The 21,053-nt window shown below is 68.0% G+C and carries 23 protein-coding genes; 15 read left to right on the top strand and 8 right to left on the bottom strand.

The genetic code is table 11. The annotated features are described in order from the left end of the window. The first annotated feature begins 25 nt into the window (after window positions 1-25). The 7 genes from HIV01_RS11885 to hslU all read left to right on the top strand — a co-directional run bounded on the left by HIV01_RS11885 (window position 26) and on the right by hslU (window position 5,334). Window positions 26-451 (top strand): YbaN family protein, encoded by a 426-nt coding sequence (locus HIV01_RS11885; RefSeq protein WP_200608495.1) that lies wholly within the window; start codon window positions 26-28, stop codon window positions 449-451. Beyond that, the gene (gene lptM / locus HIV01_RS11880; protein ID WP_207527174.1) at window positions 415-837 is read left to right on the top strand and encodes an LPS translocon maturation chaperone LptM; all 423 of its coding nucleotides are present in this window, start codon (window positions 415-417) and stop codon (window positions 835-837) included. The genes HIV01_RS11885 and lptM overlap by 37 nt, the downstream gene beginning before the upstream one ends. Next, the gene (gene dapF / locus HIV01_RS11875; RefSeq protein WP_200607359.1) at window positions 830-1,699 is read left to right on the top strand and encodes a diaminopimelate epimerase; all 870 of its coding nucleotides are present in this window, start codon (window positions 830-832) and stop codon (window positions 1,697-1,699) included. The genes lptM and dapF overlap by 8 nt, the downstream gene beginning before the upstream one ends. Then, window positions 1,696-2,370 (top strand): DUF484 family protein, encoded by a 675-nt coding sequence (locus tag HIV01_RS11870; RefSeq protein WP_200607357.1) that lies wholly within the window; start codon window positions 1,696-1,698, stop codon window positions 2,368-2,370. The genes dapF and HIV01_RS11870 overlap by 4 nt, the downstream gene beginning before the upstream one ends. Window positions 2,371-2,395: 25 nt before the next feature. Continuing rightward, window positions 2,396-3,310 carry a tyrosine recombinase XerC gene (xerC, locus tag HIV01_RS11865; RefSeq protein WP_280633563.1) on the top strand — a complete coding sequence of 305 codons (915 nt, stop codon included), beginning with the start codon at window positions 2,396-2,398 and terminating at the stop codon, window positions 3,308-3,310. Window positions 3,311-3,386: 76 nt separating this feature from the next. Next, a complete protein-coding gene (gene hslV / locus HIV01_RS11860) occupies window positions 3,387-3,938 on the top strand; it encodes an ATP-dependent protease subunit HslV (RefSeq protein ID WP_200607354.1) in 552 nt (183 codons plus the stop codon). Between the two features lie 7 nt (window positions 3,939-3,945). Beyond that, complete coding sequence (hslU, locus tag HIV01_RS11855) at window positions 3,946-5,334, top strand: ATP-dependent protease ATPase subunit HslU (protein WP_200607352.1); 1,389 nt, start codon at window positions 3,946-3,948, stop codon at window positions 5,332-5,334. Window positions 5,335-5,357: 23 nt separating this feature from the next. Here hslU and HIV01_RS11850 read toward each other — a convergent pair whose 3' ends face one another. The 7 genes from HIV01_RS11850 to HIV01_RS11820 all read right to left on the bottom strand — a co-directional run bounded on the left by HIV01_RS11850 (window position 5,358) and on the right by HIV01_RS11820 (window position 11,579). Then, a complete protein-coding gene (locus HIV01_RS11850; RefSeq protein WP_200607350.1) occupies window positions 5,358-5,807 on the bottom strand; it encodes an OsmC family protein in 450 nt (149 codons plus the stop codon). Between the two features lie 45 nt (window positions 5,808-5,852). Beyond that, complete coding sequence (locus HIV01_RS11845) at window positions 5,853-6,920, bottom strand: hypothetical protein (RefSeq protein ID WP_200607348.1); 1,068 nt, start codon at window positions 6,918-6,920, stop codon at window positions 5,853-5,855. A gap of 45 nt (window positions 6,921-6,965) precedes the next feature. Beyond that, window positions 6,966-7,682, bottom strand: a complete 717-nt coding sequence (locus tag HIV01_RS11840; protein ID WP_200607346.1) for an AraC family transcriptional regulator — start codon at window positions 7,680-7,682, stop codon at window positions 6,966-6,968. A 115-nt stretch (window positions 7,683-7,797) separates the two neighbouring features. Further along, complete coding sequence (locus tag HIV01_RS11835) at window positions 7,798-8,253, bottom strand: nucleoside deaminase (RefSeq protein ID WP_200607345.1); 456 nt, start codon at window positions 8,251-8,253, stop codon at window positions 7,798-7,800. Between the two features lie 56 nt (window positions 8,254-8,309). Beyond that, window positions 8,310-8,786: a GNAT family N-acetyltransferase gene (locus HIV01_RS11830; RefSeq protein WP_200607343.1), complete on the bottom strand. Its 477-nt coding sequence runs from the start codon at window positions 8,784-8,786 to the stop codon at window positions 8,310-8,312. 31 nt (window positions 8,787-8,817) lie between these two features. Next, entirely contained in the window at window positions 8,818-9,930 is a 1,113-nt protein-coding gene (locus tag HIV01_RS11825; RefSeq protein WP_200607341.1) for an HlyD family secretion protein, read from the bottom strand. After that, complete coding sequence (locus HIV01_RS11820; protein WP_200607339.1) at window positions 9,927-11,579, bottom strand: MFS transporter; 1,653 nt, start codon at window positions 11,577-11,579, stop codon at window positions 9,927-9,929. The genes HIV01_RS11825 and HIV01_RS11820 overlap by 4 nt, the downstream gene beginning before the upstream one ends. A 76-nt stretch (window positions 11,580-11,655) precedes the next feature. Between HIV01_RS11820 and ubiE the strand changes: the two genes are divergently transcribed. The 5 genes from ubiE (at window position 11,656) to HIV01_RS11795 (ending at window position 17,037) form a co-directional block, all read left to right on the top strand. Continuing rightward, window positions 11,656-12,435: a bifunctional demethylmenaquinone methyltransferase/2-methoxy-6-polyprenyl-1,4-benzoquinol methylase UbiE gene (gene ubiE / locus HIV01_RS11815; RefSeq protein ID WP_207526944.1), complete on the top strand. Its 780-nt coding sequence runs from the start codon at window positions 11,656-11,658 to the stop codon at window positions 12,433-12,435. A 206-nt stretch (window positions 12,436-12,641) separates the two neighbouring features. Continuing rightward, window positions 12,642-14,585, top strand: coding sequence for a M1 family metallopeptidase (locus HIV01_RS11810; protein ID WP_200607335.1), 1,944 nt, complete (start codon window positions 12,642-12,644; stop codon window positions 14,583-14,585). A gap of 80 nt (window positions 14,586-14,665) precedes the next feature. After that, a complete protein-coding gene (locus tag HIV01_RS11805) occupies window positions 14,666-15,640 on the top strand; it encodes an alpha/beta fold hydrolase (protein WP_200607333.1) in 975 nt (324 codons plus the stop codon). An 11-nt stretch (window positions 15,641-15,651) separates the two neighbouring features. Next, complete coding sequence (locus HIV01_RS11800) at window positions 15,652-16,374, top strand: hypothetical protein (protein ID WP_200607331.1); 723 nt, start codon at window positions 15,652-15,654, stop codon at window positions 16,372-16,374. A 195-nt stretch (window positions 16,375-16,569) separates the two neighbouring features. Continuing rightward, window positions 16,570-17,037: an aminoacyl-tRNA deacylase gene (locus tag HIV01_RS11795; protein ID WP_200607330.1), complete on the top strand. Its 468-nt coding sequence runs from the start codon at window positions 16,570-16,572 to the stop codon at window positions 17,035-17,037. A gap of 19 nt (window positions 17,038-17,056) precedes the next feature. Here HIV01_RS11795 and HIV01_RS11790 read toward each other — a convergent pair whose 3' ends face one another. After that, window positions 17,057-17,989: a carbohydrate kinase family protein gene (locus HIV01_RS11790; RefSeq protein ID WP_200607328.1), complete on the bottom strand. Its 933-nt coding sequence runs from the start codon at window positions 17,987-17,989 to the stop codon at window positions 17,057-17,059. Window positions 17,990-18,253: 264 nt separating this feature from the next. Here HIV01_RS11790 and HIV01_RS11785 point away from each other — a divergent pair, with 264 nt between their 5' ends. The 3 genes from HIV01_RS11785 to mreD all read left to right on the top strand — a co-directional run bounded on the left by HIV01_RS11785 (window position 18,254) and on the right by mreD (window position 21,053). Further along, window positions 18,254-19,300: a rod shape-determining protein gene (locus HIV01_RS11785; RefSeq protein WP_158732703.1), complete on the top strand. Its 1,047-nt coding sequence runs from the start codon at window positions 18,254-18,256 to the stop codon at window positions 19,298-19,300. Between the two features lie 164 nt (window positions 19,301-19,464). Continuing rightward, window positions 19,465-20,571: a rod shape-determining protein MreC gene (gene mreC / locus HIV01_RS11780; RefSeq protein WP_200607326.1), complete on the top strand. Its 1,107-nt coding sequence runs from the start codon at window positions 19,465-19,467 to the stop codon at window positions 20,569-20,571. Beyond that, on the top strand, window positions 20,568-21,053 hold the full coding sequence (gene mreD, locus HIV01_RS11775; protein WP_200607324.1) for a rod shape-determining protein MreD: 486 nt from the start codon (window positions 20,568-20,570) through the stop codon (window positions 21,051-21,053). The genes mreC and mreD overlap by 4 nt, the downstream gene beginning before the upstream one ends.

Raw genomic sequence — 21,053 nt, 5'->3', positions numbered from 1 at the left:
CCTCAAGACCGAAGACGTGACCACCGTGCCCCCGCCCCAGCCTTCCCGCGCCAGCGAGGGGAGGGCAAAAACGTCCAGTCGCTGGCGCTGGGCCTGGTGGCTGCTGGCCTACGCCAGCCTCGGGCTGGGCGTGATCGGAATTGTGATACCCGGATTGCCGACCGTGCCGTTCGTGCTGCTGTCGGCGTTCGCCGCCGCGCGCGGCTCGCGGCGGCTGCATGAGTGGCTGCTGGCGCACCGGCAGTTCGGCCCGATCATCCGCGACTGGCAGGCGCACGGCGCGGTCAGCCGCCGCGCCAAGTGGCTGGCGGTGTCGATGATGTCCGCCTGCGCGGTGATCATGTTCCTGACCGCGCCACGCTGGTGGATGGCAGCGACCGGGACCGCGATCATGACCGTGGTCGCAGTCTGGCTGTGGGCACGGCCGGAGCCGCCCAGGCCGCCACGCTGACCGCCTCGCAGGCGCACGTCGAATCGTTCATCGCCGCGGGCTACACTGCGGCCATGAACGCAACTTCCGCCCCACGACAGATCCTCATCGCGCTGTCCCTGGTCGCGCTGCCGCTGGTCCTGGCCGGCTGCGGCAACAAGGGCCCGCTGATCCTGGCGCCCAAGTCGATCCCGGTCGACCCGTCGACCCTGCCGCCGATGACGCCGCCGGCCGACGCGACGCCCACCAGCGACGAGCCGGCGAGCGAAGAACAGAAGACCGACGAGCCGGCCACGACGGTGCCGGCCTCCGATGCCGAAGACGTCAACGGCAAGAAGAAGGGCACCGCCGAGCCGACCACGGTTCCGGGCACGCTTCCCAAGCAGGCCGACGAAACCGATGGCTGAGCACGTGCACGCGCGCAAGCCCGTACGGTTCAGCAAGATGCACGGCGCCGGTAACGACTTCGTCGTACTGGACCTCCGTGGCGCCGCCGCCGCACCTTCGCCGGAGCTGTGCCGCGTGCTCGCCGATCGCCATGTCGGTGTCGGCTGCGACCAGATCCTGACCGTCGAGGATGCACACGGCAGCGACGCCGTCGCCCGCTACCGCATCTGGAATGCCGACGGCTCCTCGTCGCAGCAGTGCGGAAACGGCGCGCGCTGCATCGCCGCCTGGCTGGTGCGCGACGCGCAGGGCAATGGCCGCGAACTGGCCAGGGACTTCCTGCTCGACAGCCCGGTCGGCACGCACGCGGTGACGCAGCTCGGCGAGGGCCGCTACCGCATCGTCATGGGCACGCCGCGTTTCGCCCCGGCCAGCATCCCGCTGCACGGCTTCGCCGGTGCGCAGGACGAATACGTCGTCGAGCGCAACGATTCGGTGTTCACCTTCGGCGCGGTGTCGATGGGCAACCCGCACGCGGTGATCGAAGTCGAGGACGTCGATGCCGCGCCGGTGGAGACCGTCGCGCCGGTGCTGCAGTCGCACGCCGCGTTCCCGGAATCGGTCAACGTCGGATTTGCCCATGTGGAGTCGCGCCAGCGCATCCGCCTGCGCGTGTACGAACGCGGCGTCGGCGAGACCCTGGCTTGCGGCAGTGGCGCCTGCGCCGCCGCAGCGGTGCTGATGCGGCGTGGCCGCGTCGACCGCGACGTCACCGTGGCCTTGCCCGGTGGCGACCTGCAGATTTCCTGGCCGGCCGACGACGTGCCATTGACGATGTCCGGACCGACCGCATTCGTGTTCGAAGGGGAGTGGAACCAATGAACGAGACCCAGGAAAAGCTTGGCGCGCACGAAATCGCGGCCTGGCTGCGCCGGCACCCGCGATTCCTGCAGCAGTTCCCCGACCTGGCCGTCACCCTGGTGGTGCCGCGCGAGGAAGGCTCGGCGGCGTCGCTGGCCAGCTACCAGCTGGAAGTGCTGCGCGACAAGAACCGCGAACTCGCACGGCGCTTGCAGGAATTGTTCGGCAATGCCCAGGAGAACGAGCGCCTGTCGGTGCGCACGCACCAGCTCACCCTGGCGCTGATGCGCCAGGACACCGCGGCCGACACGCTGCGGGCGATGGCGGCCAGCCTGGCCGAGGATTTCAACGGTGACCTGGTGCGGCTGGTGGTGTTCAAGCCGGTCGAAGGCATCGCTGACGTCGACTGGATGCAGGTGATCGCGGAGGACGACGCGCGCTTGCAGCCGTTCCGCGATTGCCTCGGCGACGGCGAACCGCTGTGCGGCCGCCTGCAGCCGGAGAAGCATGCAGTGCTGTACGGCATGCGCGCCGAGGAAGTGCAGTCGACCGCGCTGCTGCCGCTGCCGGGCGTGGGCATGGTCGCAGTGGGCAGTCGCGATCCGAATCGTTTCTTCCCCGGCATGGGCACGCTATTCCTGCGCATGATGGGCGAGTCGCTGGTGACGGCGCTGAAGCGGTTCGACGGCTGAACCCATGAAGGCCAAGGCAAAGTCCTTGGATCCCCGCCTTCGCGGGGATGACGGTGTGGGTGCCGACCCGACCGTCGAGCAATACCTCTCCCATCTGCAGGTCGAGCGCCGCATGTCGGCGCATACGCTCGATGCCTATCGCCGCGATCTGCTGGCGCTGGCGCAATGGGCGCGCACGCAGTCCGCAGACGTCACCGCGCTGCACGCCGAACAGGTGCGCGCTTTCGTCGCATCCGAGCACCGTCGCGGTTTGTCGCCCAAGAGCCTGCAGCGCCGACTTTCGGCCTGTCGCAGTTTCTACGCCTGGCTGGTCCGCCAGGGCCGGCTGAGCGCGAGTCCGGCCGCGGCGATCCGCTCGCCGAAGGCGCCGCGCAAGTTGCCGCAGGTGCTCGATCCGGACGAAGCCAAGGCACTGGTCGAAGTTCCGACCGATGCACCGCTCGGGCTGCGCGATCGTGCGCTGCTCGAACTGTTCTATTCCTCCGGCCTGCGACTTTCCGAACTGTGCGGGTTGCGCTGGCGCGACATCGACCTGAGTGATGCGCTGGTGAACGTGCTCGGCAAGGGCAGCAAGCAGCGCAGCGTGCCGGTGGGCCGGCATGCGCGCGCCGCGCTGCAGGAATGGCGCGCATCGACGGGTGCCGCGAACGATGCAGCGGTGTTTCCGGGGCGTGGCGGCGGACCGATCACGCCGCGCGCGGTGCAGCTGCGCCTGCGCCAGCTCGCGCAGCGCCAGGGGTTGTTCAAGCGCGTGCATCCGCACCTGCTGCGGCATTCATTCGCCAGCCACATCCTGGAATCGTCCGGCGACCTGCGCGGCGTGCAGGAGCTGCTGGGGCATGCCGACATCGCCACGACGCAGATCTATACGCACCTGGATTACCAGCACCTGGCGAAGGTGTATGACGCGGCGCATCCGCGGGCGAAGCGGAAGCCGTAAGGGCCGCGGTCCCCGGCCGCCTTGAAAAGCCGCCCCGGCCGACCCCATCTCGTTCCGGTCCCCCCCGGAGGTCCCCATGGACCCGAGCCAGAACCCCAACGTCTTCCACGCCACCACCATCGTGTCGGTGCGCCGTGACGGCCGCGTCGCCGTCGCCGGCGACGGCCAGGTCACCCTCGGCCACACCGTGATGAAAGCCAACGCGCGCAAGGTCCGCCGCCTCGGCCGCGACGGCCAGGTGCTCGCCGGCTTCGCCGGTGCCGCCGCCGACGCCTTCACCCTGTTCGAACTGTTCGAAGCCAAGCTCGAGAAGCACGGGCAGCTCGCCCGCGCCGCCGTCGAACTGGCCAAGGATTGGCGCACCGAGCGCCGCCTGGGCAAGCTCGAAGCGCTGCTCGCGGTCGCCGATCGCGACACCTCGCTGATCATCAGCGGCACCGGCGACGTGATCGAGCCGGAGGACGGCATCATCGCCATTGGTTCGGGCGGCATGTACGCGCTGTCGGCCGCGCGCGCGCTGATCGCGCACACCCAGCTCGACGCCCGCACCATCGCCACCGAGGCCATCAACATCGCCGGCGACGTGTGCATCTACACGAACCGCAACGTCGTCATCGAAGAGCTTTGAATCCCCCATGCCCATCAAGCCCGATACCAGTCACGCCACCATGACTCCGCGCGAAATCGTGCAGGAGCTCGACCGCCACATCGTCGGCCAGCACGCGGCCAAGCGCGCGGTCGCCATCGCGCTGCGCAACCGCTGGCGCCGCATGCAGCTCGACGACGATCTGCGCAATGAAGTCATGCCGAAGAACATCCTGATGATCGGTCCCACCGGCGTCGGCAAGACCGAGATCGCGCGCCGCCTGGCGACGCTCGCCAACGCCCCGTTCGTGAAGGTCGAAGCCACGCGCTTCACCGAAGTCGGCTACGTCGGCAAGGATGTCGAGCAGATCGTCCGCGACCTGGCCGACACCGCGGTCAAGCTCTACCGCGAGCAGGCCAAGCAGAAGGTGCGCACCCAGGCCGAGGAACGCGCCGAAGAGCGCATCCTCGATGCATTGCTGCCGCGCCGCGCCGGTGCCACCAGCACCGTGTTCGGCTTCAACGCCGCCGAAGCGGCCAAGGACGAGCCCTCGTCGCAGGACAACGAGACCCGCGCCAAGCTGCGCAAGCAGTTGCGCAGCGGCGCGCTCGACGACCGCGAGATCGAGATCGAAACGGCGGTCAACGTCGGCGTCGACATCATGGCTCCGCCCGGCATGGAGGAGATGGGCCAGCAGTTGCGCCAGATGTTCTCGCAGGTCGCCGGTGCCAAGACCCACAAGAAGTCGATGGCGATCCGCGCCGCCCGTTCGCAGCTGACCGAGGACGAAGCGGGCAAGCTGGTCAACGAGGACGACGTCCGCGAAGCGGCGATCGAGGCCTGCGAACAGCACGGCATCGTCTTCATCGACGAGATCGACAAGGTCGCCAAGCGCGGAGAGAACGTCGGCGGTGGTGACGTCAGCCGCGAAGGCGTGCAGCGCGACCTGCTGCCGCTGGTCGAGGGTTCGACCGTGAGCACCAAGTACGGCCCGGTCAAGACCGACCACATCCTGTTCATCGCGTCGGGCGCGTTCCACCTGGCCAAGCCCAGCGACCTGATCCCGGAGCTGCAGGGTCGCTTCCCGATCCGCGTCGAACTGACCGCGCTGAGCAAGGACGATTTCGTCCGCATCCTGACCGAGCCGAAGGCGGCACTGGTCACGCAGTACATCGAGCTGCTCAAGACCGAAGGCGTCGCGGTGCAGTTCGGTGCCGACGCGGTGGAGCGACTGGCCGAGATCGCCGCGCAGGTGAACGAGCGCCAGGAGAACATCGGCGCGCGGCGCCTGCACACGGTGCTCGAGCGCCTGCTCGATACGCTGAGCTATGAAGCGCCCGATCGTGGCGGGCAGGCGATCACCATCGACCGCGCGTACGTGGAGTCGCACCTGGGCGAGCTGGTGAAGGACCCGGACCTGAGCCGGTACATTCTCTAGTAGACAAGCGGAGGGGGCGCGCCTCAGCGCGCCTCCACCGTTACCTCGGTCTTCACCGAGTTGGCAATGAAGCAATTGCGGTGCGCCGACTCGTGCAGCTTCACCAGCGCCTCCGCATCCGGCCCCTTGCCTGCCGCGAACACGATCCGCGGCCGCAACACCACCCGCGTCACCGCCAGGCGGCCTTCGCTGTTCTTCTCCAGCGTACCGACCGCTTCGTCCTGGTAGTCGTCGACCACCCAACCCTTCTTCGCCGCGATCGCCAGCAGCGTCAGCATGTGGCATGACGACAGCGCGGCGACCAGGGCTTCCTCCGGATCCACACCCGCCACGTTGCCCTGGTATTCCGGCGCGGCCGAACCGGTGATCCGCTGACCGCCGTCGAACGCCCACTCGTGGTCGCGTGAGTAACCGTCTGAATCGAACTGGCCTTCATTGCGCAGCCAGTGGATTGAAGCGCGATGCTCGGACATGGGCGGCTCCTGTCTGGGGGAGCCGCCACGATGCCACAGGCTTGTTTACTTTGCGTTCGCGGTGGCGGGTGCCTTCGCCTTGCGCTCGCGCGTGTCTTCCAGCAGCTGGTCGCGCGCGGCAACCTGCAGCTCGTCGATGCTGACCGCGTCCGGCGACTTGCCCAGGCGGGCGGTCAGGTCGGCGACGACACGCTTGTTGGCGTAGGTGTGCGGCGAGTTCTTGTCGTCGCTCTGCGCAGTGATCATGTAGTCCAGCCGCTTGGCACTGACTTCGCGGCCCTGCGCCAGCTCGACCAGCTTGGCGCGGTACTCCAGTTCCCACGACGTCATGCCCGGAAACGCGTTCTGGTCAGCGAAGTGCTGCGTTTCGTGGCCGAGGAACACGACCCGGAACTCCTCGCTGTCGAGGCCTTGCGTGTACCTGCCGACGACGGCATACAAGGCCTTGTCCGTTGCCCAGCCACCGGCGGAGCCGCGCTCGCAGCGACCGTAGGCCATCCAGCCGCGGCTGACGAAATCGTCGAGCAGTTCGACCCGGACCGTGTACGGGCGCTCCGGCAGCTGCACGTCGTACATGCGCGTGTCCTGCTTGCGCCACACCATCAGTTCGCGAAGCGGCGGAGTGCGGCCGAGCTGGGCGTGGTAGCCGTGCTGTTCCAGCTGCGTCTGCAGAACCGGTTCGATCTCGTCCATGCTGGTCGCCCTGGCCGCGCTCGCGCCCAGGCGCTTGTGCAGCTTGGCCAGCAGCGCTGCTTCCTGTTTGTCGCGCTGCGCGGGCGCCGCCATCGAGCGCCACCAGTAGTCCTGGTAGTCGTCGAGCACGCCGCGCAGGAACTTGTCCTCGATCGCGGAGGTTGTCAGCACCGGCTTGCGGGCGTGGTAGCGCTCGAGCATGCAGGCGCGGTAGTCCGCGTCCTTGCCCAGGAACTCGGTCGCCGGCGTCGCTTCCAGTGCCGCCAGGGCGCGGGCGCTGTCGCCCTGCAGGATGGCGCTGGTGGATTCGGCGATGGAAGCTATTGCGGTCTTGCTGCTGGTCGGCTCTTCGGCGGCGGCTGCGGCGAACGCCGCGCACAGCAGGGCAGTCGACAGGATCAGGTTGGCCTTGGACTTCATCTGGATTCCATTCGGGGGGTGGCGGTCGGGGTGCCGCCTTCGCCCCTATTGCAGTCGAAGGGCGACCGACCGGTCTTGAACGCATTTGATCTGATGGCGCAATTGCCTCGGCGTGGCGCCGGTGGCCAGGCGCAGCGTCCTGTTCAGGTGGCTCTGGTCGCTGAAGCCGCTGGCCGCGGCGACCTCGGCCAGGGCCGCGTCGCCGCCGAGCATCGCCAACGCCTGGCGGCAGCGCAGTTCGCGCCGCAGCAGCTGAGGCGGCATGCCGTGCGAACGCAGGAAGCTGCGCGAGGCGTGGGCGAGGGAGACCCCGGCGCGGCGCGCCAGTACCGAAACCGGCAGGTCGCCGTGCTGCAGCTCGTGCAGGAATGCCGGCTGCCAGTCGTGCAGGGCAGGGGCATCGGCTGGCACGCAGGCCCGCAGCAGGTCATCGAGATGATGATGTGCGCGTGCGAACACCGCGCTGGCATCGGCCAGATTCGCCACCCGCAGGACCCGCAATTCCAGGCCGCCGATACCCACTGGAAACACTTCGCCCAGGTCGAGGTTGATGACCTTGGCGCCGTTGCCGCCGAAGCGGTTGCCGTGGGCGTGCCAGCGCGGATGCAGCACCAGCGTGCCTGGCGTGCATTCGACCGGGCCGTCGGCGCTGGCTTCCACGTAGCTGCCGTCCAGCACCAGCGCCGCATAGGCACCGTCGTGGCGGTGCGTGCTCAGCGTGTCCCCGGCGTCGTGGCGGGTTTCATACTCGTGGGCGGGCATGGCGGCATCCTGCGCGATGGCGGCGGTGGGGTCATCCGGCGGAAGTCACGATCGGTTCGTTCATCCGCGCACCGGGGTTGGATGCGGCGACTGCGGCAACCGTTGAAGCGGCCCGTCAGTCCTCGCCGATGTCCTCGTTCCACACGTCCGGGTGCGCGGCGATGTAGTCGCCCAGCATGTCGATGCACTCGCCGTCGTTGAGGTCGATGACCTCGACGCCGTTCTCGCGCAGCCAGTCGATGCCGCCGCGGAAGTTGACCGATTCGCCGACCACCACCGTGCCGATGTTGAACTGCCGCACCAGCCCGCTGCAGTACCAGCATGGCGCCAGCGTGGTGACCATGATCGTGTCGCGGTAACGGCGCTGGCGGCCGGCCTTGCGGAAGGCGTCGGTTTCGCCGTGCACGGACGGATCGCCTTCCTGGATGCGGCGATTGTGACCGCAGCCGAGCAGGTTGCCGTCGCGGTGGTAAAGGGCCGCGCCGATCGGGATGCCACCTTCGGCCAGGCCCTGGCGGGCCTCGGCGACGGCGGTGGCGAGCAGTGCGCGGTAGTCGGGCGTGGCGATCATGGAGGCACCTGTGTTGTTGCGCGCAGGGTTGTTGCGCGCGGGTTGTCGCGCAAAGTCTAGCGGCGAGCGCGACGGAGCATGTCGATGTGCGGCACGCCGTCGTCGAGATACGGTTCCGATGACGGCACGAAGCCGTGCCTGCCGTAATAGCGCTGCAGGTGTTCCTGCGCGCCGATCTGGATGTCGGCACCGGGCCAGCGCGCCTCGATCTGCTCCAGTGCCGCATGCAGCATCGGATCGCCGAGGCCGCGGCCCCGGTAGGCCGGTGCGGTCAGCACGCGACCGAAACTGACCTGCGGGAAGCTCAGTCCGGGCGGCAGGATGCGCAGGTAGGCGGCCAGCTCGCCGTTGTCGGCATGGCCGATCAGGTGGATGGTCCGCGGATGCCGGTCCTTGCCGTCCGGGTCCAGGTAGACGCAGGCCTGCTCGACCACGAACACTTCCGAGCGCAGCTTAAGAAGCGCATACAGCGTGTCGATGTCGAGCTCGCGGAAGTGCAGCGCCTGCCAGCGGATCGATGGGGTCTCGCTCATGCCGCCATGATGCCAGCGACGGCCGGCAATCTCAGTCGCCTTCGGCCGACGTGTCGATCTTGGCCACCACCGACATGCCGGGGCGAAGCCGCGCCGCGGTCTCCTGGCCGCCGTCGATCGAAATCTTGACCGGTATGCGCTGGGCGATCTTGACGAAGTTGCCGGTGGCATTGTCGGCCGGCAGCACGCTGAACTCGGAGCCGGCGGCGGGCGAGATCTCCTGCACGCGCCCGGCAAGGCGCTTGCCGCCCAGCGCATCGACGGTGAAGTGCGCCGGCTGGCCGATGCGCATGTCCTCCATCTGCGTTTCCTTGTAGTTCGCCACCACCCACAGCGTGCCCGGCACGAGCGCCATCAACTGCGTGCCATTGGTGACGTACGCGCCCTCGCGCACCGTGACTTGGCCGAGCTGGCCGTCGCGCGGCGCTTCGATGTGGGTGTGGTCGAGGTTGATCTGGGCCAGTTTGACCGCGGCCTCGGCACCGGCCACCGCCGCCTCCAGCGCGTCGCGATTGACGCTGACGCTGCGCACGGTCTGTTCGGCTGCTTCGACGGCCGCACGGGACTGGTTGAGCCCGGCGACGGCCTGGGCGTTGGCGGCAAAGGCGTTGTCGAGGTCCTGCGCCGACAGCAACTGCTGTCCGGCCAGGCGATCGGTACGTTTCAGCGTCGCCGCCGTGCGCACGTGCAGGGCGTTGTTGCTGGCGACCGTGGCGCGGGTCTGCGCCACGTTGGCCTGGGCGCTGCGCAACTGCTGGGTCCAGTTGGCGAGATTGGCGCGCGCGGCCTGCAGCTGCGCACTGGCCTGGTCGACCTGCTGCCGGTACAAGCGGTCGTCGATCTGTACCAGCAGCTGACCCTTGCGCACGTGCTGGAAATCGCGCACCGGCACCTGCGTGACATAGCCGCTGACCTGCGGGCTGATCACCGTGACCTGGCCGCGGACGTAAGCATTCTCGGTGCTCTGGATCGGCGTGCGGAAGGGTGGCAGGTGCCAGGCATACAGCACCACCAGCGCCCCGCCGATCGCTACCGCGGCGAAGATCGCCATCTGCCAGCGCGGGCGCGGCGGTGGCGTCGGCGGGGCTGCGGGTGCCGGTTGCGGTGGCGCCGAGGGTGGCGGGGTGGGGGTCGGCGTGCTCATGGCGTCGAGCCTGCAGTTGCGAGGGCGGCCAGCCGACGTTCGCGCCGGGCCTGCAGGCGCGCCCGGGTGGCGACGATCGTGAGCCAGATCATGGTCATCACGGCGATGGCGGCGATGGCGAAGTAGACATCGTTATAGGCAAGCACATTGGCTTCGCGTGAAGCCGCGGCGGCCAGCTGCCGCAGCCCCTGCGCATTGCGCAGGGCCGGGTCGGTGACCGCCTGCCCATAGACGTTGGCGCCGGACTGGATGCGAGCGGCCACCAGTGGGTCGAGCAGGGTCAGGGGTTCGACCAGCTGGCTGGAGTGGTACTTCTCGCGGATCACCTGGAAGGTGCTGAGGAATGCCGAGCCGAACAGCGCTCCGACGTTCTGGGTGATCGAGAACATCACGAAGAAGCTGATCAGGTTGCGCGGCTGCGCGATCACGCTGCCGACGCCGGCGATCAGCGCAGGCGCAAGGAAGAAGGTGCTGCCGAATCCGATCAGGAACTGGCTCACCATCAATTGCGGTGGCCGCGTGAGGTTGCTGGAATACGCATCCATCAGCGCGCCGATGAGGATGCAGGTCAACGCGATCAGCGCCGGCACCCGCGTCAGCACCGGCCTGACCGTCATCGCACTGGTGGCGATGCCGATGATGCAGCCCAGCAGCACCACCGCGAACAGGCCGCGCATCTGCTCGTTGGTCAGGCCCATCGCCTGCAGGAACCCCACCGCGCCGACGCTCTGCTCCGACAGCGCCATGCGCAGCAGGATGATCGCGATGCCCAGCCGCAGCATCAGGCCGCTGCTGAGCCAGCGCGTGTTGATCAGCGGATTGGTGCGGAAGTGCTCGACTGCCACGCCCGCGACCACCAGCACGATGGAACCGGCCAGGCACCAGCCGATCCACGGCGCCTCGCGCCACCAGACGATCCGGCCCAGCGACAGTACGGCGCAGAGCAGCGCCATGCCGACCGACAGCAGGGTGATGGACAGCGCATCGAGCCGTTCGAAGACCTTGTAGCGATCGCCCGGCGGCAGTCGCAGCAGCAACACCGCGCCCAACGACAGCAGGGCCAGGCCCAGTTCGAACAGGTAAAGACCGCGCCACTCGCCGAACTCGAGCAGGTCGGGGGAGATCACCCGCGCGATCGGTGCGCCGATCTGGCTCACGCCGATGCCGATGGCCAGCGCGCGCAGGCGGTGCTGCGCCGGCAGGGCCTGGATCATGTAGAACACGCCCAGCGTGGTCAGCGCGGCGCCGACGATACCGTGTGCGGCGCGCACCGCGATGGCCGAGCCCGGTCCGTGCACGAACAGGTGGCCGAACGTGACCAGCGCGTACAGCACCAGGCTGATCTCGGTGAACAGGCGCAGGCCGAACTGCTGGCGGAACTTGATCAGGATGAGGTTGGCCGAGACGTTGGTCATCACGTAGGCGGCCGGCAGCCAGGCGATCTCGGTGGCCGTCACCCCCAGCGACCCCTGCAACTGCAGCAGGTTGGTGGTGACCATGGCATTGCCGAGGCTGCCGGTGATCGCCACCAGCGCGCCGGTCAGCCCGAACGCCCAGCGCAGCCAGGTCGGGTGGTGCGGCGTCGACGGCGAGCCCGGAAACAGTGGCCGCTCGTGCGGCAACCATTCACGGGGAGCAACCTGGCTCATGGCAGCGTGGCTCCACGGGACCGGGCAGGCGCTGGGGCCGGGCCCGGGAATTGCATGTTGATGCGATAATCGCCGGATGAACCAATCAAGCTCCGACAAGCCAGGCTCCGACAAGACCGGCACCACGCACTTCGGCTTCCGCGACGTTCCCACCGGCGAGAAGCAGAAGCTGGTCGGCAAGGTCTTCTCCTCGGTCGCCAGCAAGTACGACCTGATGAACGACCTTATGTCGTTGGGCGTGCACCGCGTGTGGAAGCGCTATTTCGTCGGCACCGCCCAGGTCAAGCGCGGCGACCGCGTCCTCGACCTGGCCGGCGGCACCGGCGACATCGCCCTGCTGCTGCGCGACCGCGTCGGCGACGCCGGCAGCATCGTGCTGGGCGACATCAACGGCGAGATGCTGCGCGTCGGCCGCGACCGCATGACCGACATGGGCAAGGTCGCCGGCTTCGAATACGTGCAGATGAACGCCGAGAAGCTGCCGTTCCCGGATGGCAGCTTCGACCTGGTCACGATTGCCTTCGGCCTGCGCAACGTCACCGACAAGGACGCGGCGCTGCGCGAGATGCATCGCGTGCTGAAGGTCGGCGGCCAGGCGCGGGTGCTGGAGTTCTCGGAAGTGAAGGCCGACTGGTTCAAGCCGATCTACGACTTCCACTCCTTCAAGGTGCTGCCGCAGCTGGGCAAGCTGTTCGCCAATGACTCGGACAGCTACCAGTACCTGGCCGAAAGCATCCGCAAGCATCCGCCGCAGGACGAGCTGAAGGCGATGATGCAGGCGGCGGGCTTCGCCCGTTGCGACTACCGCAACCTGTCGGGCGGGATCGTGGCGATCCACACGGGTTACAAGGTCTAGCCCCGCCCCGTCGTCCCGGCGAACGCCGGGACCCACTGTCACGTCGTCCCGGCGAAGGCCGGGACCCAGGCCGTCACGCCCCCAGCCCCGTGACCGTCGTCCCTTGACCGTGCCGCAGTTCACACTGGCGAGGCCCGCCGAGCCCGGTGCCCCCGGTCCATCGAGGCGCTAAACTCGACCGCTCACCCTGTCCGTCGTGGGCCCACATGCGTCATTCGATCCTCTCCCTCTGCCTCGTTGCCGCCCTTGCCGCTGGTTGCTCGCGCGATGCCGCGCCGCCGGCCGCCACCGCTTCCAAGGAGGCCGCCACCGTGACAGCAGCCGACCAGAAGTCCACCGCCGTCGTCGACGAGTTTTCCTACGCCGAGCCGTCCAAGGTCCGCATCAACGACCTCGCCCTGATGCTCAACGTCGACTTCGACAAGAAGGAACTCGGCGGCAGCGCGACCTACACGCTGGACTGGACCGACCCCAAGGCGACGCAGCTGGTGCTGGACTCGCGCGACATCACCGTCGAGAAGGTCGTGGGCGAGCGCGCCGACGGCAAGTGGGAAGACCTCACCTGGAAGATCGGCGACAAGGACAAGACCCTCGGCAGCAAGTTCGTCATCGAGTCACCGTCGCGCAACAAGCGCATCCGCGTCACCTACCACACCTCGCCCGACGCATCGGGCCTGCAGTGGCTGACGCCGGCGATGACCGAGGGCAAGAAGACGCCCTTCATGTTCAGCCAGTCGCAGCAGATCCACGCCCGTTCGTGGGTGCCGCTGCAGGACACGCCGCAGGTGCGCTTCACCTACACCGCGCACGTGACCTCGCCGAAGGACACGATGGTGCTGATGAGCGCCGATAACGATCCCAAGGCCGCGCGCGATGGCGACTACACCTTCGCCATGCCGCAGAAGATCCCGTCGTACCTGCTGGCGATCGCCGCCGGCGACCTCGTGTTCCAGCCGATCAGCGGCCGCGCCGGTGTCTGGGCGGAACCGGCGATGGTGAAGAAGGCGGCCAAGGAGTTCGACGACACCGAGAAGATGATGCAGACGGCCGAGCGCCTGTACGGCCCGTACCGCTGGGAGCGTTACGACATCCTCGTGCTGCCGCCGTCGTTCCCGTATGGCGGCATGGAAAACCCGCGCATGACCTTCGCCACGCCGACCGTGATCGTCGGCGACAAGTCGCTCGTGTCGCTGGTCGCGCATGAGCTGGCGCACAGCTGGTCTGGCAACCTGGTGACGTTCTCCACGCCCAAGGACAGCTGGCTCAACGAAGGCTTCACCAGCTACGTCGAAAACCGCATCGTCGAGGACCTGTACGGCAAGCCGGCAGCCGACATGGAGAAAGTGATCTCGCGCAACGAGCTTGCCGCGGAGTACAAGGAAATCGATCCGAAGCTGCAGGTGCTGGCGCAGCGTCCGGGCACCGTCACCAATCCCGATGACTCCAGCAGCTCGACCGTCTACACCAAGGGCGCCTGGTTCCTGCAGTTCCTCGAGGAGCGTTACGGCCGCGACGTGTTCGATCCGTTCCTGAAGGGCTACTTCGACCACTTCGCCTTCCAGAGCATCCCGACCACCACGTTCATCGAGTACGCGAAGGCCAACCTGCTCGACAAGTACCCGGGCAAGGTCAGCGAAGCCGAGCTGGACGAGTGGATCTACCAGCCGGGCGTTCCGGCCAATGCACCCAAGACGGTGTCGCCGCGCTTCGATGCGGTCGATGCCGCGCGCAAGGCCTGGCTCGATGCCGGCACGCTGCCCGCCAAGGACGCGACCGCGAAGTGGAGCACGCAGGAATGGGTGCACTTCATCGACGGCATGCCCGAAACGCTCAAGCCCGAGCCGCTGGCCGCGCTCGACGCCGCGTATCACTTCACCGGCACGCCGAACGGCGAGATCGCCCAGCGCTGGTATCCGCTCGCCGTGCGCAGCGGTTACACGCAGGCCAATGACGCGATCGCCGCGTTCTTGGAGCGCATCGGCCGCCGCAAGCTGATCATGCCGACCTACAACGAGCTGGTGAAAACGCCCGCAGGCCTGAAGCTGGCGCAGGACACCTTCGCCAAGGCGCGACCGGGCTACCACCCGATCACCACCGACTCGGTGGAAGCGGCGATCGCCAAGGCGCAGCAGGCGACCGCCAAGCAGTAATCGTTCCGCGCCCTCCCTTTCGCGCAGCGAAGGGGAGGGCAGCGTGTCGCTTCCTCAAGGCCACACCAGGGAATCCAGCCGTGACGCACCGCAGCCTCAGGCTCCTGGCGATCGTCATTCCGCTGCTGCTCGTGCTGGTCGTCGCCATCGTCCTCTGGCGCGATCCCTACAGTCTCGTGCGTGCCGACTTCGCCCGCCAGCGCATCGCCGCCGGCCTGTCGCGCGAGAGCGCCACGGTCGACGACCACCGCTGGGTCTACGCCTACAGCGACGCGGCACCGAAGGACGCGCCCACCGTGGTGATGCTGCACGGTTTCACCGGCAGCAAGGAAAACTGGTACCCGGTCGCGAAGCTCCTGCGCGGGCACTACCGCCTGCTGATCCCGGACCTGCCGGGTTGGGGCGAGAGCCAGCGCGTCGACGGCGCCGACTATGGCTTTCTCGCCCAGAGCGAGCGCGTCGACCAATTCATCGAGAAGGTCGCGGCCGACCCGCGCGGTGTCGTCCTGCTCGGGCACTCGATGGGTGGCGGTATCGCCGCAGTCGTCGCCGCGCGTTATCCACGGCAGGTCGCGCGCGTCGGACTGATCGACGCGGCCGGCGTGCGCTTCGCCGACAATCGCTTCGGCGAGCAGGTGCTGGCCGGCAAGAATCCGTTCGCGGTCGAGGACGAGGCATCGCTCAAGCGCTACCTCGATACTGTCTTCCACGATGCCAAGGTACGACCGTGGGCACCGTGGCCGGCAAGCAGCATTTACATCAGTCGACGTCGTGGCGATGCGGCATTCGAGCAGCAGGTGCTCGAACGCATCGGCCGCAGCGACGAGAGTTTCCTGCCCGGAAAGGCCGCAGCCGCCATTCGCCAGCCGACGCTGCTGCTGTGGTGCCGGCAGGACGCGGTGATCGACTTCAGCGCGATGGCGCTGTATGCCGAGCGCATCCCGCAGGCAAATCGAGTGTTGCTCGAGGGCTGCGGGCACATGTCGCTGGTCGAACAACCCGGGATGGTCGCGCAGGCGATCGAAATGCTGATCGAACGAGGGCAGACACAATGATCCAGCGCAGGATGAACTCACTGACCGCAGCCATCGTGCTCGCCGCGACGCTGGCGCTGGCCGCGTGCGAGCCGGCCAAGGACCCGAAGGTGGCCGAGGCACAACAGGCGGCCGCGCGCGAGCAGGAGGCCGATGCCATGGCCGCTGCATTCGAGGCCGAGTACGGCAAGCAGAACTGGGAACTGGCCCGCGCCCACGGCGACGTGCTGATGGCGAAGTACCCGACCAGTGCCGCCGCGGCGCGCATCGAGGAGCGCCACCAGGAGGTCAAGGACAAGGCGGACAAGGCGCGCGAGCAACGTCGCACCGCGGCGCTGTGGACCTACCAGACGCAGCCGGTGAAGGGCGGCGAGCAGCTGTCGGCATCGATCTACGCCAAGGAGTACGTCGACACCGACGGCAGCGGCGCGCGTCCGGTGCAGCTGATCTTCCGCGACCATCCCGACTGGGGCCGCAGCAGCTACCTGGTGCTGGAAGCCGGCGACTTCGACTGCTACGGCGGCTGCAAGGTCAAGCTGGCGGTCGACGATGCCGCGCCCAGGGCGGTAGCCGCGAGCCGGCCGAAGACCGACCAGGCGATCGCGATGTTCATCGAGGACGAGCGCGCGCTGTGGAAGACGGTGAAGGCAGCCAAGCGCATCGCCATCGAGTTCCCGGTCAAGGCCGGCGGAACGCGCACGGCGGTGTTCGAAGTCGGCGGCCTGGACCCTTCGAAGCTGCCGAAGTGGAATTGAGCGGCGGGCTCATGACGTCAGGCTCGTGACATCAGGCTCATGGCATCACCACGCCGTCTTTGCACGCCAGGAGTAAGCTCGGGCTGCGGCTGGCCCTGAGGCCCGCCGCTGCGGCGCCCGCCCGGATGCGCGCGCCGGTCCATCCCCAGCGGCACGGCCGTGACTGGAGCGCAGCCGAGCCAGGCGGAGGCCGCCATGCTCTCACCACGCCTGCACAATCTGCTCGACCAGGGGCACGCGCCCTACACCACGCTCAACCACCCGCGCACGATCACCGCCCACGACACCGCGTCGATCGCACACATCGAACCGGTGCATTTCGCCAAGACGGTGATGATCAAGGCCGACGGCCGACTGGCGATGGTGGTGATGCCGTCAACTTACCGCGCCGACCTGTATCGACTGGGGCTGGCCCTGGGCGGTGCGATGGTCGAGCTGGCCGAGGAGACCGAGTTCCGCGGCGCATTCCCCGACTGCGAACCTGGCGCGATGCCGCCGTTCGGCCATCTCTACGGCATGCCGGTGTATGTCGATTCGCGCCTGGCGCACCAGGACGAGATCGCGTTCAACGCGGGCAACCACACCGAAGTGGTGCGGATGCCCTACAAGGAGTTCGAACGCCTGGCGGCACCGGAGCTGCTATGGCTGGCGCACATGATGTAGCGCCAGCATCGCCAATGCGTCAGAGCGAATAACCGAACTGCTGCTTGAACTGTTCGTTGAACTCGTCGTAATCGAAGCGCTGGTTCTGCGTGCCCGGGTGTTCGACCTTGAGCGCGCCCATCAGGTTGCCCATGCGGCCGATGGTCAGCCAGTCGTAGCCCTTCTCGATGCCGAAGATCAGGCCGGCGCGGAACGCATCGCCGCAGCCAGTCGGGTCGGTGACGCGGCGCTCGTGCGCCGGCGGAATGTCGAAGGTCTTTTCCGGCGTGTGGATCTGCGAACCGTGCGGGCCGCGCGTGGTGATGTACGCCTTCACCCGCTTGACGATGTCGTTCTCGCTCCAGCCGGTGCGTTCCTGCAGCAGGTTGGACTCGTAGTCGTTGACGGTGACGTAATCGGCCTGCTCGATGAAGTGGCGCAGCTCTTCGCCGTTGAACAGCGGCATCGCCTGGCCCGGATCGAAGATGAAGGGAATGCCCAGCTCGGCGAACTCGGTGGCGTTCTGCAGCATGCCTTCGCGACCGTCGGGGCTGACGATGCCGAAGCTCACGCCCTTGACGTCGCGCACGTGGTTCTCGTAGCTGCGCATCATCGCGCCCGGATGGAACGCGGTGATCTGGTTGTTGTCGTGGTCGGTGGTGATGAAGGCCTGCGGCGTGAACAGCTCCTCGATCTCCTTCACCTGCGACAGGTTGATGCCCTGCTGCTCGAAGTGCTCGCGGTACGGACCGAAGTCCTGGCCAACGGTGGCCATCGGAATCGGATCGCCGCCGAGCAGCTTGAGGTTGTAGGCGATGTTGCCGGCGCAGCCGCCGAACTCGCGGCGCATGCGCGGCACCAGGAACGAGACGTTCAGGATGTGAACCTTGTCCGGCAGGATGTGGTTCTTGAACTGGTCCGGAAACACCATGATCGTGTCGTAGGCCAGAGAGCCGCAGATCAGCGCAGACATCGGTCGTACCCCAAAGAAAAAAGCGGCCGGAGCGCCGCGCGGGCGCTAGGGTAGCCGCTGGGGACCCGGACGACCAGCACGCCGATCACCCCCGTCCGGGAGACGCTCTTGGCCGCCTTTCGGGTGCGAATTCGGGCCGCAACCCCCGGGGTGACCACCGGCGGCACGAAGTGCCGGGAATTGCAGGTTTTTTCCTTGCTCGCAGGGGGGGCGGTTGCTAGGCTAGCGAACCCCTCGCGCCCCCATTTGACGGCCTATCCCTCGATGTTCAAGAAGTTTCGCGGCATGTTTTCCAACGACCTGTCCATCGACCTGGGCACGGCCAACACTCTCATCTACGTCCGCGGCCAGGGAATCGTCCTGAACGAACCATCGGTGGTCGCTGTCCGCCAGGACCGCCTGATCGGCGGCAACCGCACCGTCGCGGCGGTCGGCAGCGAGGCCAAGATGATGCTCGGGCGCACCCCGGGCCACATCACCACGATCCGCCCGATGAAGGACGGCGTCATCGCCGACTTCACCTACACCGAGGAAATGCTCAAGCATTTCATCCGCAAGGTGCACAAGTCGCGTTTCCTGCGCCCGAGTCCGCGCGTGCTGGTGTGCGTGCCCTGCGGCTCGACCCAGGTCGAGCGCCGCGCCATCAAGGAATCGGCCGAGGAGGCCGGCGCGCGTGAGGTTTACCTCATCGAGGAACCGATGGCGGCCGCGATCGGCGCCGGCATGCCGGTCACCGAGGCACGCGGTTCGATGGTCGTCGACATCGGCGGCGGCACCACCGAAGTCGCAGTCATCGCCCTGAACGGCATCGTCTACTCGGCTTCCGTCCGCATCGGCGGCGACCGTTTCGACGAGTCGATCATCAGCTACGTGCGCCGCACCTACGGCACGCTGATCGGCGAGGCGACCTCCGAGCGCATCAAGATCGAGATCGGCTGCGCCTACCCGCAGACCAAGGCGGCCTCGATCGAGGTCTCCGGCCGCAACCTCGCAGAGGGCGTGCCGAAGATGATCACGATCAACTCCAACGAGGTCCTCGAGGCCCTGCGCGAGCCGCTGGCCGGCATCGTCTCGGCGATCAAGCTGGCGCTGGAGCAGACCCCGCCGGAACTGTGCGCCGACGTCGCCGAGCGCGGCATCGTGCTGACCGGTGGCGGCGCCCTGCTGCGCGACCTGGACCGCCTGATCAGCGAGGAGACGGGCCTGCACGTGCAGGTCGCCGACGATCCGCTGACCTGCGTCGCCCGTGGCGGTGGCCGCGCGCTGGAACTGGTCGACATGCACGGCAACGAGTTCTTCGCGCCGGAGTAAGCACGGCGCGAGTGGGGAAACATCGAGGCCGGATGGCTGCGGTTGCGCGGCATCCGGCCCGCGCATTTCAGATTCCTTGACCGATTCTCGCCCAGGGGCACGCGGGAAACGGGTAAAACAGTGCTCCACCCTCCCATTCCCACTTCTGTCGACCCAGCCCTCCTGTGCCTTCCTACGCCGGTCCTCCCACCGCTGCCCGCACGGGTGATGTCGCCGGTACGTTGAAGTTGCTGGCCTACCTGGCCCTGGCGGTGACCCTGATCATGCTCGACCACCGCGGTGGCTGGCTGAGTCAGGTGCGTCGCCAGGCGACGCTGCTGGTGCAGCCGCTGTGGATGGTCGCCGGCTGGCCCGGGCAGATGGTCGAACGCATCAGCGACGACGCCGGCACGCTGACCCAGCTGACCGCCGAGAACCGCCGCCTGCGCAACGACCTGATGCTGAACCAGGCGCGGATGGCACGGCTGCAGACGCTGGCGGCCGACAATGCCCGCCTGCGCGGCCTGCTCGACGCCGCCGAGCGCGGCAAGCTCGACGTGGTGCTCTCGCCGGTGCTCGATATCGACCTCGACCCGACCCGCCAGCGCCTGGTGCTCGATGCCGGCAGCCGCGACGGCGTGCAGGTCGGACAGAGCGTGATCGACGCAGGCGGCCTGCTTGGGCAGATCATTGCGGTAACGCCGATGTACGCCAATGTGCTGCTGCTGACTGACCCTTCGCATGCCGTCCCGGTGGCGGTGGCGCGCAACGGCGTACGCCTGGTGGTTTACGGCGAGGGCCGCAGCGACCTGCTGCGCGTGCCGAGCGTGCCGCTGTCGAGCGACATCAAGGTCGGCGACGTGCTGGTCACTTCCGGCCTGGGCGGGCGTTTCGCCCCGGGCTTCCCGGTCGGCACGATCGCCTCGCTGCGTCCCGACGACAGCCGCGCATTCCTGATTGGTGAAGTCACTCCCGCGGCGCAGCTCGACCGCGGCCGCGAAGTGCTGGTCCTGCTGAACCAGCCCAGCCCGCTTCCCGGCGCGACCGCATTCAATGCCACGACCTCGCCGGCGATGAGCGCGCCCTCGGGTGCCGCCATCGCGGTCGGGCAGGGTACTGCGGCATTGCCGGGCGCAGCCGCCACCACGCAAGCCTCGCCGGCACCGGCAACGACGCCGGCCAAGCCCGGCACGCAAGCGCCGGCATCGACGCCAGCCAAGCCCGACGCGCAAGCGCCGGCTGCGAACAAGCCTCCCGCGCAACCCGCTGCACCGACGGAGCCGCGCCGATGACCCGCGTCCGTCCGCAATGGGTATTGCCGCTGAGCCTGGTCGTCGCGCTGATCCTGGGCCTGCTGCCGCTGCCGCCGACCCTGCAGCCGCTGCGCCCCTACTGGCTGGCGCTGGTGCTGGCCTACTGGGTGATCGAGGATCCCGACCACATCGGCCTGGGCGTGGCCTTCCTCATCGGCCTGGCCGGTGACCTGGTCTACGGCGGCCTGTTCGGCGAACAGGCGCTGCGGCTGGTGGTGATGGCCTACATCCTGCAGCGTTTCCGCGCGCGCCTGCGCTTCTTCCCGATGTCGCAGCAGGCCCTGGCCATCGGTGGCCTGCTGCTCAACGACCGCATCGTCACCGCCGCGATCCATATCGCGGTGGGCGAGCCGACGATGCCGGCCTCGTCCTGGTTGGCGCCGCTGGCCGGCATGCTGCTGTGGCCGCTGCTGTTCGTGGGCCTGGACTCGCTGCGACTGGGCCGCTGGCGGGGGCGTTGA

The sequence above is a fragment of the Lysobacter arenosi genome, from assembly GCF_016613475.2.
In the GTDB taxonomy this organism is placed as follows: domain Bacteria; phylum Pseudomonadota; class Gammaproteobacteria; order Xanthomonadales; family Xanthomonadaceae; genus Lysobacter_J; species Lysobacter_J arenosi.
The sequence above is the reverse complement of the archived record's forward strand: the minus strand, read 5'-3'. Positions and strand labels throughout refer to the sequence as shown.